Consider the following 12964-nt stretch of genomic DNA (forward strand, 5'->3'; position numbering starts at 1 on the left):
TCACTTTTTTGAGAACCGCTATATATCAAGTTCGATCTCCCTGATATCTTGCAGCAATGTCAATCAGGGGATTTTTCGTGGGGTCGGGCGGGTTTATTCTCCCCAACTTTCCATCACTTTAATTTCTACCTCGCAAGGAATCGGAGAGAGAAATTTATTCCCGGCTCTCACCATACATTTTTTAAGCAAGGCTTTAACTGGCCTCACTTCTTCAAGAGGACACTCTATTAAAATTTCATCGTGAACCACACAAATCAGTTTAGCATCCGTGCAGCTTAGAGGTGAAAAAATGAGAGCAAGAGCGAGTTTAGTAATGTCAGCGCTCATCCCTTGAATTGGGTTATTTAGCATTTCGTTAAGCAGCGGTTTAGTATCTTTTGACCATAATCTCCTTCTGCCTAAGACTGTCCGACTCTCTCGAATATCTCGGCTCCAGGCGCTCCGAACTTTGCCGTGAAATTGTTTGATACCTGTATAGGATTCAAAGAACTTCTTGCGAAAGTGTGAAGCTTGTTGCAGCGTTAAAGTGACTCCATGCTCTGCTTGAGCCATATTCTTAAATTTCGTGACTCCCATGCCATAAATTAAACCGAAGTTAATAATTTTGCCGAGCTGTCTGTCTTCGACAGTAATTTTAGATAAAGGTTTTGCTAGCACCAAGGAAGCTGTGAGAGAGTGCAAATCTTCCCCTTTGGAGTAAGCTTTCACCATCGTGCGATCGCCCGAAACCTTCGCCATGATCCGCAGTTCAATCTGGCTATAATCGGCTTTGAGCAGGACGTAACCGGGTGCAGCTTTAAAACACTGTCGGGTTTCCTTATCTCTGGGGATATTCGTTAAATTTGGCTCTCGACAACTAAACCGTCCTGATCTAGCACCAATCTGAAACCAATTGGGATGAATGCGCCCTGTAATCGGGTGAATGCGTTCAGGTAAACCCAGAGTAAAAGTATCGATACGAGCCGATAAACTGCGGTATTCTAACAGTGCTTCAATAACGGGATACTCGCCTTGCAAAGGAATTAAATGTTGAGAGCTAGTGGAAGTAGCAGGAATACCTTTTTCTTGCAAAGCGGCTAAGACTTGCTTGGGAGAGCGAGGATTAATTGTATCCGTAAATTCGGGCAGCAGAGAGATTTGTTGGTGAGGGTTAGGTCGATGGAGTTGCGAATTAATTTGTTTTAAAAGAGAGTCGCGTTGATGACAGAACTTGACTCCCAAAACTCTCCACTGTTCTCTATCTAAAAGCATTCCGTTGAGTTCCATAGAAGCCACCGCAGGCAGACAGGAAAACTCTAGCAAAGCAGTTTTCCAAAGCTTAGAAGCTTTCAATTTTTGTTCGAGAACAGCAGCCAGCGGGAGTAAGATTGCAGCATCGGTAGCAGCATATTGGAGTTGAGCGAGTGTTAAGTTTCCCGACCAATCGCTAACTTGCTGCGTTTTGTCTAGATTTACTTTGAGTAAATTCTCAGTGACAGCCTCTAAGGACAGATACCGTTTTAGTCCAGCCGTCAGCACTCGATAAGCCAAATAGGTATCGAAAAAGGGTTTGGATGGTTCCAGTCCGGCAAAAGTGAGCATTTGCCATTCAAATTTGAGGTTGTGACCTACCTTGAATGCAGGACTCGCTAAGAGCAAGCGTAATGGTTCGAGGGAACTCGGTTCAATGGCCCATAAATCTACAATGATTACTGGATGGTCAGGAATGGCAAGTTGTAACAATCTAATTTTGGCTTTGTAGGGGTCAAGCCCTGTCGTTTCGCAGTCTATACCGATGATTTTTGCTTGTTGAAATGGTTGAAGGGCTGTTTCAAGATTGAAAGCAGTATCGATCAGTTGGTAAGGAGTTTTAAGTGTAGCTTGCAACTGAGGTTTTTGATTTTTATCGGTTAAAATAGTTGGAATAGCTGTTAATATTTCAGGCTTAAGGGGCGGATTAGCTCTCATCATTACTTTCGTTTCCAAAGGAGAGTAAAAGGAGCCGGGGCTGTCAATACCTGTCCGGTGTTTTGAGTAACGCTTGAGGATGTCTTGTGGAGTTAGCGGTTTCATTGCACGATCGCCAAAAATTTTCAAAGCTGCGATCGCGATCGCGGTTTAAAAAATAAACTCGATCGAGTTGAAGCAGCGCAATCTTGACCAAATAATGAGTGATGAGTAATGAGTAACAGGAGTAATTGGGGTAAACCCGATATCCGCGCTGTCAATCGAACTGACAATTATCGCACTCTTAACAATCCTGAAATCGGAACAGATGCGGCAGCAAACGACAGCAGCAAAAACTCTCCAACTGCACGTAAAAAAACCTTTTTTATGTTATATTCAAGATAAAATTTTTCAGGGAAACCTATAAGCGATCGCACTTTACAAATCCCGCTAGCGAGCATAAAAACGATTACTTTGGAGAAAATTCAATGACTGTAATTAGCAATCATTTTGACCTACTCTATTTCACAAATTGTAATTTAGATCGACCTTTAATCCGCGATTCAAAAATTGTCATTCCCACCCGTCAACTCGGCTTGCTACCAAATCATCCACTTAATCCCCAAAATGAAATAACTTTTCTGCCAAAATCTTACCTAATTTTCGATGGAGTCAAAACATCGGTACGCCAATTAACCGGATATGTAGAAGAGCCTCCCGGCTCCCATGATTTCAAGCCTCTCGAAAAAACCTCTAGAACAGTTATAGATGATGATTTTCCAAATGTTGGTAAAACTGTCAGCTTATTTGGACTAGAAGGTGTTTTTGAAAACCCATTAGAATGGGTGGATTGGGAGATAGAAAGTGCATCATTTTATTTGATAGAATATTTAGCATATGACAGTAATTTACCGAGTTGTGGATAAATATAACTAAATTTATTCTACAATGATACTTATCAAGCATCAATTTGATGTTCCTAAATCCAGTGGAAAATGTTGTATTGTTCGGCAAGCAATTGCTTTTGAGGCAAGCACAGTTAACGTAACTTAAAAAGTAGTTTATCGAAAGCGCAGACAAAGATGATTAATCTGATACAAGAGCGTGCTACCAAAGAGCAACTTGAAGAAATGTTGGAAATCCTGAGCAGTTATATTAAACTGGCAGTGGATATCGAACGGGGAATTTTAGCTGGTGGTGGAGAGCTTCACGCTGACTGCGAAGCTGTATTGCTGGAAAATGGGAGCAAGCAAGTAGATATTTGGGGAGCAGATTGGTATCCGCTGACACAAGAAGTAGGTTATGAATCTCTCATCAATATCCGCCCCCGCCAAAACAATCGTTCGATGGAAATTCAAGATCCGATGATTCGAGATCGAGTTGCTCAGATCGTTCAACGGCTATTAGGAGAGTTATGAGAGATTGGAATGCTTTAAAGTCACGCTATTTGCGAGACGAACTGCCGGTTCGTCTGGGAAATTTAGCATCAAATTTAGCGCGAATCAAATCCCGCTGTCAAAATACAGCTCATGGCGAAATAATTGAAGATTTACTGCAAGAAAGCAAGCTGTTTATTGAATGGACTGCTGCCGATACAGAGATAGAAATAGCTGCTGAGTTAGTTGAGTTGCAGGTTCAGTTAGCTTGCTGGCAGTATTCTTGGGCTGAGATTCGATCGAACGTTCAGCAACGAATAAAAGTTAGCGAACAGGTAAAAATCTGGTCAGAAAAAGTGCTGAATATGTCGGGTTTGTTGGCTGCGAATTAGACAAGTGCGCGATCGCTCTTGATGCGCGATGTGCTATTTTCTCCATAAGAGCGATCGCGTTACGCAGTTGCAAATTCCGTAAACTGACGCAAACGCGGTGGATGAAAGGCGAGGACAATATCTTCACAAGACACCGCCGCTTGCAGTAAATCGGTTGCGATGCCGTCCTCAGTCCGGTCTTCTTCAATCCAGATTTTTCCATCTTTCAGGCGAACGTGGATGACATTGCTTTTGATGCGATTATCTTGATACCAACCCATTTTCATTAGAAGATAATGCTCGCGAATCGGGTCTAGCAGCAAGACAGATTCGACATCGGAATTGCCCGAGCCAAGTTGCTGATATTCTTCGAGAATTTTTTGGATTAAGCTTCGGTAGCGTTCGAGTTTATCCATCGTTCGATGACCTCCTGGATTGGATCGAAAACCAATAGGTTAACTTGATTTTTTTGAAGCATTAATTGGGCGAGCGGGGTTTGAAATTTATTATCGTACAAGTTAGCTGCAATTGCCAAGTATAGCTTGAAATCCAGGGTTTGAGCTTCGACAACTTCTTTGTACATGATGTACTGACCGATGGTAGCTTGTAGGTCAGTAATGAACGATCGTCCGAGGAAGCTTTTGACTTCCACAAGTATTCTTTCTTTGTCTCGCGTTGCAGCAATAGATTTCTCAGCAGCAAAATCTGGATATAAGTTATCTCCCCCGTACTCCAGTTCGTAGTTTTCCTTGAGAATTGTCCAGCCATCATTGATGAGTGCCTGTTTTACGGAATCATGGTAAACGTTTTGGCTGGCATGATAAGATTGAAAGAGGGCATTTTTTTGTAATACCATTGGGAGAAAGGCTATAATTAATTTATGTTCGTAAATACTTTTTCTGATTTGAAAGGTAGCCGATCTAATTTTTTTAAAAGGCAAAAAGTTTTGTTTAGCAACACCATCAATGTGCGACAGGAGGAAAAAATTTCAGCGATGCGATTTACCCCTACTTTAATTCCCGATCGCCCCCAGTGCTTTTAAAGTTGCTACGGAAGCTTCAGTTAGTCCTATAGCTCCGGTGATGTTCATACCTTCATAAGGACGTGGGGCAATCAGCGTTCTCAGACAGTCTCCAGAGCTCAAATTCCACACTCGGATGGTTTGGTCAAGACTGCTGCTGAACAATGCAGTGTCATCAATGACAGAGGAAACAACATTTTGGTGTCCTTGCAGCGTTTGAATGCAATGTTCTGTGGCAATATCCCAAATCCGAATAGTTTGATCGAAGCTAGCACTAATAAGGTGCTGCCCGTTGGTCGCGAAACAAACGGCTGAAACCGCAGCCCGATGTCCCTGAAACGTTTTTAAGCATTGACCCGTCCGCACATCCCACAGCCGAACGAGCTGGTCACTGCCACCGCTGGCAACCCGAATGTTGTCCGGGTGCAGGGCAAGCGTAAAAATTCGCCCCTCGTGAGCCTGCCAACAGCAGAGGCTGGAGCCTGTTTGTACGTTCCACCGCCTCACAGTCCCACCATAATCTCCGCTAATCAGAGATTGCCCATCAAAGCTAAAGAGAACTGACAGAATGGCACTGGCTGGTTCCTGAAATGTTCTGACGCACTCACCTGTCCGTACATCCCAAAGTTTGATTGTACGATCGTAACTCCCGCTAGCGAGTAACTGTCCGTTGGGGCTGAAGACAACCCTCCACACCCAGTTGGCATGACCTCGCAACGTTCTCAGGCAGTGTCCGGTTTGCCAATTCCAGAGTTTCACGCTGTAGTCAGCCCCACAGCTTGCCAGCAGGTTGTTCGCGTATTGATTTTCATCACTAGCGTCAGGATTTGGCAGCGGGGGAAACGCCGCACACCACACTCGGTTCCCATGCCCGCGCAGCGTCCCGAACACCTTTCCTGTCTCCAAACTCCAAAGTTTGACGGATTCATCTTCATGAGAAGTGGCAAGGGTGCGGCGATCGGGCGACAGCGACAGCGAGTAGATAGCATTGGTATATCCCTGGAATGTTTTGAGGCTCCGCCCCGTGCGGATGTCCCACAGCACGATCGCGCGATCATCCCCCCCGCTGGCTAAAGACTGGTCATGGAGTGCAAACGCGATGCTCAGCACTCGACTGGAGTGACCGAGGAAGGTTTTAGCACATTCGCCCGTTTGCAGGTTCCAAAGCTTAATTGTTTGGTCGCTACTGGCCGTCGCGAGCCATTGACTGTCCGAACTAAAGGCAAAATCGTTGATTAAGCCTGAATGTCCTTGCAGTGTCAGCCGACAGTCTCCGGTTCTGACATCCCAAATCTTAACTTCTGGGATGTAGCGCTCTCTCTCTTCGTCAAAATTGCTGCTCGCTAAGAAATTGCTGCTCGCTAAGACGGTGCCATCGGGGCTAAACTTCAGCAGCCGCGCAAAGTCTTGATGTCCGCTGAAGGTTAGCTGGCACTCGCCAGTTTGAATATTCCACAAATGGATAATTGAAGCTGAAGTGCTCAATGCCAAAAAGTCCCCGTCAGGGCTGTAAGTCAGCGATCGCACCAGAAAATTGTGTCCCTGAAGCGCTTCAATATGCTGTAACAGTGCTGCTGGATGCCAGGTATCGGAATCCTGACCGGCCAAGGTGCAATAACCTTCCAATTCCCTGGATGTTGAATTACCAAAACTCACTGCATTCAGCAGGTTTGGGGGTCCTTTGCGGGTTTGCAGGCATTCACCTGTTGCTAAATTCCATACCTTTACAGAATAATCATCGCTACCGCTGACTAATAATTGAGAATCGGGACTAAAAACTATCGACCACACCCAACTCTCATGCCCTCTCAGGGTTGCGAGTTGTTTGCCGCTGGCAACCTCCCAAACCTGAACCTCACAGCGAGAATCGCCGGTTGCTAGCAGCTTCCCATCGGGACTAAATGCCAGCGAAATCGCGCCCGAGAAGAGTTCGGCAAACACAGAGCGACTCAAATCGGCTCCAGTAAAGTTCACGCCTGCTAGATTCACCGCTCGCAGATCGGCTTGCCAAACGGTTAGCTGGGAAAAGTCGTAGCCCGCGATATCTGTTTGTAAATAGCACAGTAAATTGAGCAGGTTTCCCGCCGCGTAATTGGGCGGTAGCGTTGGTTGTTGTCGCAGTTGAGCCAGAATTTGTGTCAGGTAAAATTCTAGGCTTTTCTGGTTGCCCAGTCGATCGACAAGCTGGCTAACGATCGGCTGCAAAATCAAACGGATCTGGGTTTGCCTAACATAGTCTTTTGCCGTAGCCTCGATTAAGGCATGGCTTTTGAAGCAGGCTAATTCCTGTTGCGTAATTTCCCGACAGATTTGAGCGATCAACTTCTCGGTTAAGTATTCCATTACCACCGGTTGGAGAAACCAGCCCCGATCCGATCGCTCCACCAGAGAGCGCCTCACCAGCGAGGTGAGAATATCCAGCAGTTGGCGTGAGATCGGCTCTGACACCACATTCCGCTCTAGCTCTGCCAGCGAAGTAGGTTCCCGAGCGATACAGAGCCAGTACAGGATGTGCTGTTCGGGTGGCGCGAGCCGTTCGTACTGGCGATCGAGTAAGTCGGTGATGTCGCCAAACTTCAGCCCGCCTTGCTTCAGATAGGGCACGAACAGATCGACATTGCCGCCAAACAATTCCCAAATAGCAGCCGCGACAATTTTGAGTGCCAGCGGGTTGCCCGCGTAGCGCTCGATGACGGACTCCCAAACGGTTTCACCGCTAGCTGCACAGTCTCTATCCTGAAAAATTGCTTGTGCTGCGGTTAAAGTCAGCCCTTTGAGAGCGAACGATCGCACAGTTGAGCGAACGCCTTCGAGCTTGGCAACGTCCTTGGGCTTTTCGCGGCTTGTGATAATAACACAACTGCGGTGAGGAATCTCGCCAACTTGATCGAACCAATAACCGTAGCCTTCATAGCCGGCTTTGTACTCTCCGGCTTGCGTGTCGCTCTCCAAAATGGCTTCTACGTTGTCTAGCACTACCAAACAGCGTCTTTGCTGGAGGCAGGCGATCGACAGAGATAGTTTAGCTTCAGTCGTTTCCGGTAAAGCGCTGACTTGTTGGTGCGATAGGAATTGAATCAAATCGGTCAAGATTTCATCGAGTGGCGGAGCATTCCGCAGCGAGCGCCAAATCACAAGTTGAAACTGTTCCTGGATTTGCTCGGTCAGTTTGACTGACAATGCGGTTTTGCCCATGCCACCCATCCCCAGTAGGGCAATTAGACGGTATCCATCTTGCAAAATCCACTGGTTCAGCGCGTGCAGTTCATCCGTGCGCCCGTAAAAGCGAGACACGTCGATCGCTTCACCCCAGTCGATGCGAGAGCGGGGGGAAGCTGAAGGTGGAAGCGGTAACAAGGGGGATGCTGCTAATTTTAGCTTGGCGGCTCGCTTAAGTACGCCGTGCAGGTTCTGCTTCGTCACTTTTTCGCCTAAAACAGTTGCGAGCGAGCGCCACAAGTCTGCGCCAACATCTTTGATGTAACCCTCACCGTAATCTGTTTCTTTAGCAATTTGAGCGTAGGCTTTCCCGAACCAAGTGCCACAAAGAACTGCTTCCTGGGCTTTCGTCAGTTTTCCCCGTTCCAACAGTTGCTCAACCAGTTCGATCGCCTCTTCAACCGTCATAAATGCTGTGTCTGGGTAGGGTAAATTAATTTTTTCTCTAAGATAAATATCTTATTAAAAATGCAGGCATTTAAGCCTGGTTCGAGTTTGACCGATCGCAGTCGAGCAGCCAACAGAGCGATCGGTCGGACAGAATTTCTCCGCTGACTGTAAAACAGGTGATTTTTATATTCTACATCTGACCTCGATCAGACTTCGAGCGGACTTTTATCGGACTTTTTCCGACTGCCGGACTTGCTACAGAATCCCTTTTCTACAGATACGATCAATGCTGGTCTCAATGCTGCTGGCAGTAAACTTCAAACTTTTGTGCCGATAGAAAAAGTTGAATCTCCATCTCTAAAACCATTAGCAGAGGATGAGTGGGGTAGTTTTGGAAGACTTGCATATCCTGCAGCAGCTCAAAAGATGTTAGAGAAAAATCCACTTGCATCTGCGCTAACGGATGTTCAAAAAGGCTATCTACGTCCTCATTTTGGCAGCCTTGTTGATCGGGTAAGCATACACTACGATGCTGTTTTACTGGATGAGTTAGGGTTCTCTCAAAACTTTCCAAAAGTGAGACTTACTAAAACAGAGGGTCAAACCTTCGGTCTCAACATTTATATTTCAAAGTCAGAGGAAAATACACTTGCTCAGTTAAGCCTTATAGCTCATGAACTTGTCCATTCTCGGCAATATGAACAGAGAAACAGTAGTCTAGTAAAATTTGGTGAGGCTTACTTTAGAGATTACTATTCTGGTGGGCTGAATTATGACAATATACCAATGGAGAAAGAGGCTTATGAGTCTGAAGATAAATTCATTGATGCTGTAGCAGTTGCCATTGTCAATATCGCTGGGAGGTACTCTTTTGATGGGTCTAGTGCTGATTCTCTTTTTGTCGATCCTAAAAATCCTAAGAGGGGATACAACTACGACAATTTGCTCAAAGCTGAATATGACCCTGGTGAAATTTTCTTTAGCCTTGATGGTTCAACTGGGTATGCTGTGTCACCTCCTTTGCCCAAACAGCCTGTTCCTTTTGGCTTGACTGGTACAGATGAAGCAGCAATTTCTCAAGCTTTCAAGTCTTTTTACTCCTACGGACTACTTCCTTCAGATGAAGCTGACTTTCTTCTAGGAGATTCAGGAAATAATAGCATTTTCGGACGTGCAGGAAATGACTTACTTGATGGACAAGAAGGGAATGACAAGTTATATGGTGAGGGTGATAATGATGGACTCCTGGGTGGTGCAGAAAATGACTTACTTGATGGTGGCAGTGGTAACGATGAGTTACTGGGTGAGGGAGACAATGACCTCTTAATAGGAGGGATAGGTGATGACAGAATTGATGGCAACGAAGGAAATGACAAACTCTTCGGTGAAGATGGCGATGACATCCTCAAAGGCGATGCAGGCAACGACGAACTAGCAGGTGGTGCTGGTGCTGATAACCTAAATGGCAATGCTGGTAACGACACCTTATATGGAGAAGCAGGCAACGACTTCCTAATGGGAGAAGCAGGCGAGGACCTAATTGACGGTGGTACTGAAGTTGATACCGTCAGCTACGAAAACTCGCCGAGTGGTGTAATTGTCAATATTGACGAGCAAAAGAACTACCAAAATCTTGGTGGTTCTCTCCACACAACTATAGTTTCTACCAGCCTCATACCTACCGACACAGAACCCGACTTTACCATCAACGCAGGCACTGCTAAAGATGGGTTTGGCACCACAGACATCCTGCGAAATCTGGAAAATATCATCGGCTCCAAGTATGATGATGTTCTCATTGGCAACAGTAAAGACAACCGCATTGAAGCCTTAGCAGGGGATGACCTGTTCATTGGTAATGCCGGAAATGACTACCTTGATGGAGACGACGGCAAGGATACCGTTAGCTACCGCCGCGACCCAAATCAAACCAAAGTCAAAGTCAATTTAGAGCAAAACAAAGCAACAGACGGCTTTGGCAACAATGACCAACTCTATAACATTGAAAACGTCATTGGCTCGTTCTTTGATGATGAAATTATCGGCGATGCCAAAGCCAATATCATCCATGCTGGAGAAGGTAACGATATCGTCCAAGCAAGAGACGGTAAAGATATCATATTTGGTGAACAAGGTCAAGATGCTCTGTTCGGTGAGAACGGTGACGATTTCTTGGTTGGCGGTAAGGATGCCGATACTCTCAATGGCGGTGCTGGTAACGATGCAGCTTCCTATTTCACCTCTGCAACTGCTGTAGCCGTTAGCTTGACAACAGGGACAGGTTGGGCTGGAGATGCGGATGGCGATCGCCTAGAAACCATCGAAAACCTCGAAGGTTCCAAATTTGAGGATTTGCTCATCGGCGACCTGTTGGACAATATCATCAGTGGCTTAGGCGGCAATGACCTAATCTACGGGGAAGCTGGCGACGACACCCTTGATGGCGGAACAGGGAGCGATCGCATCTACGGCGGAGAAGGCAAAGACCAACTCTACGGGGAAGCTGGCGACGACCTCCTCAAAGGTGAAGCAGGCAACGACCAACTCCTTGGCGGAGAAGGCAGCGACCAACTCTACGGTCAGGAGGGCAACGACACCCTCGATGGAAACGCAGGAAATGACTACCTCGAAGGTGGAGAAGGCGAAGACCAACTCCTTGGCAGCGAGGGCAACGACCAACTCTTGGGTCAGCAAGGCAACGATACCTTAACTGGAGGAACGGGTGATGACCTCCTCGATGGTGGCATCGGCGAAGACAAGCTGACGGGTGGCGACGGCGACGACCAACTCTACGGTCAAGCAGGTAAGGACACCCTGGAAGGTAATGCTGGCAATGACCTCCTCGATGGTGGTGAAGGTAACGACCTGCTTTCAGGTGGTGACGGCAACGATCGCCTTTTCGGTCAAGCTGGCACTGACACCCTGAACGGAGACGCGGGTAACGACTTGCTGGATGGTGGCGAAGGTAGCGATCGCCTTTTCGGTGGCGACGGCAACGACCAACTCTACGGTCAACAAGACTACGACATCCTCGAAGGCGGAACAGGCAATGATGCTCTCTACGGCGGCAGCGGGTTCGATACCCTCTTCGGACAAGCAGGTGATGACTATCTTGATGGCGGTGTAGGCAACGACCAACTCAATGGTGGCGACGGGAACGATCGCCTTTACGGTCAGCAAGATGAGGATAAACTTGCAGGTGGCACGGGCGATGACTACCTTGATGGTGGCACGGGTAATGACCAACTCAATGGCGACGAGGGTAACGATCGCCTCTACGGTAAACAAGACTACGACATCCTTGATGGCGGCGCTGGCAGTGACTTCCTAGATGGTGGCGAAGGTGATGACTGGCTCTACGGTCGCGAGGGTAGCGATCGCCTCTACGGTCAAGCAGGCAAGGACTACCTCGACGGCGGTACTGGCGACGACCGACTCGAAGGTGGCACAGATGACGACCAACTCTTCGGACAGCAAGGACGCGACTACCTCGATGGTGGCACAGGTGATGACTTCCTGTGGGGTGGCGATGATGCCGATAAACTGCTAGGACAAGCAGGCAATGACAATCTATATGGCGAGTCTGGCAATGACGAACTGTTAGGTGGCGATGGTAGCGATCGCCTCTACGGACAGGACGGCAGCGATACCCTAGATGGAGGTACCGGCAATGACTACCTCGAAGGCGGTCAGGGCAATGACCAGCTAATTGGAAATGATGGCAATGATTTCCTCTACGGTCAAGACGGTAGCGACAGTCTTGATGGGGGGACTGGTAATGATAATCTGTACGGTGGGTCAGGTGATGACCAGTTTACTGGAGGCGAGGGTAGCGATCTACTCTACGGTCAAGATGGCAACGACTCCCTCAATAGTGGTGCAGGTGATGACTACTTAGAAGGTGGGTTAGGTAGCGATCTCCTCATAGCTGGATTAGGCAACGACCAACTTTATGGTGGCAACGGCAACGACGTTCTTGATAGCGGTGCTGACAATGACTACCTAGAGGGCGGATCGGGCGATGACCAGCTTATAGGCGGCGATGGCGACGACCAACTCTCCGGTCAGAACGGCAACGATACCCTCAATGCAGGCAACGGCAACGATAATCTTCAGGGTGGCAATGGTGCCGATATTCTGCGAGGGCAGGACGGTGACGATTACCTCTTTGGTGATAACGGTGATGACTTCCTCTACGGAGGTGCTGGTAACAACTCGCTAGCAGGAGGTGCTGGCAACGACAAGCTTTACGCTGGTCAGGGCGATAATATCCTGGATGGCGGTCTAGGCCAAGAAACACTCTACGGTGACAACGGTCGGGATCTATTCGTGCTTGCGGCTGGTGCTGGAAGTGACACCATCTTCAACTTTGTCCCCGGTATCGATTATCTGGGATTAATGAATGGTCTAGCCTTCGAGCAACTCACCATTACTCAAGGCACTAACACCAATGCTAAAAATACCCTAATCGCTAACCAGGGAACTGGTGAACTGTTAGCCACCCTCATTGACGTGGAAGCTAAAACCCTTAATATGTGGGATTTCTCTGTTCTCTAAGTCGCATCGAGAGTTTCTCTCCTACCGCTTTCGCTTCCCACGCCATAGGAAGCGAAAGCCTCAACTTAAGTGATGAGCTTCGGGATACTCTGTCGCGGTTAACT

Annotated in this window: 8 protein-coding genes; 4 read left to right on the forward strand and 4 right to left on the reverse strand. The window is 47.4% G+C overall.

The window, feature by feature from the left end; all coding sequences use genetic code 11:
* Window positions 1–93: 93 nt before the first annotated feature.
* On the reverse strand, window positions 94–2052 hold the full coding sequence (locus tag QUA44_RS06640; RefSeq protein ID WP_333249258.1) for a bifunctional 3'-5' exonuclease/DNA polymerase: 1959 nt from the start codon (window positions 2050–2052) through the stop codon (window positions 94–96).
* Between the two features lie 362 nt (window positions 2053–2414).
* On the opposite strand from QUA44_RS06640, the gene QUA44_RS06645 reads away from it, so the two are divergent.
* The 3 genes from QUA44_RS06645 (at window position 2415) to QUA44_RS06655 (ending at window position 3694) form a co-directional block, all read left to right on the forward strand.
* Window positions 2415–2852 (forward strand): hypothetical protein, encoded by a 438-nt coding sequence (locus QUA44_RS06645; RefSeq protein ID WP_333249260.1) that lies wholly within the window; start codon window positions 2415–2417, stop codon window positions 2850–2852.
* Between the two features lie 156 nt (window positions 2853–3008).
* Complete coding sequence (locus tag QUA44_RS06650) at window positions 3009–3344, forward strand: DUF5674 family protein (protein ID WP_333132781.1); 336 nt, start codon at window positions 3009–3011, stop codon at window positions 3342–3344.
* The gene (locus QUA44_RS06655; RefSeq protein ID WP_106331790.1) at window positions 3341–3694 is read left to right on the forward strand and encodes a hypothetical protein; all 354 of its coding nucleotides are present in this window, start codon (window positions 3341–3343) and stop codon (window positions 3692–3694) included. The genes QUA44_RS06650 and QUA44_RS06655 overlap by 4 nt, the downstream gene beginning before the upstream one ends.
* A 59-nt stretch (window positions 3695–3753) precedes the next feature.
* Here QUA44_RS06655 and QUA44_RS06660 read toward each other — a convergent pair whose 3' ends face one another.
* The 3 genes from QUA44_RS06660 to QUA44_RS06670 all read right to left on the reverse strand — a co-directional run bounded on the left by QUA44_RS06660 (window position 3754) and on the right by QUA44_RS06670 (window position 8321).
* Window positions 3754–4089 carry a XisI protein gene (locus QUA44_RS06660; protein ID WP_333249263.1) on the reverse strand — a complete coding sequence of 112 codons (336 nt, stop codon included), beginning with the start codon at window positions 4087–4089 and terminating at the stop codon, window positions 3754–3756.
* Window positions 4059–4529 carry an element excision factor XisH family protein gene (locus tag QUA44_RS06665; protein WP_333249265.1) on the reverse strand — a complete coding sequence of 157 codons (471 nt, stop codon included), beginning with the start codon at window positions 4527–4529 and terminating at the stop codon, window positions 4059–4061. The genes QUA44_RS06660 and QUA44_RS06665 overlap by 31 nt, the downstream gene beginning before the upstream one ends.
* A 156-nt stretch (window positions 4530–4685) precedes the next feature.
* Window positions 4686–8321 carry an NB-ARC domain-containing protein gene (locus tag QUA44_RS06670; protein ID WP_333249268.1) on the reverse strand — a complete coding sequence of 1212 codons (3636 nt, stop codon included), beginning with the start codon at window positions 8319–8321 and terminating at the stop codon, window positions 4686–4688.
* Window positions 8322–8555: 234 nt separating this feature from the next.
* Between QUA44_RS06670 and QUA44_RS06675 the strand changes: the two genes are divergently transcribed.
* A complete protein-coding gene (locus tag QUA44_RS06675; protein WP_333249270.1) occupies window positions 8556–12860 on the forward strand; it encodes a calcium-binding protein in 4305 nt (1434 codons plus the stop codon).
* The last annotated feature ends 104 nt before the right edge of the window (window positions 12861–12964 follow it).

Origin of the sequence: Microcoleus sp. N9_A2 (assembly GCF_036701775.1) — a bacterium.
Taxonomy (GTDB): Bacteria; Cyanobacteriota; Cyanobacteriia; order Cyanobacteriales; family Microcoleaceae; genus Microcoleus.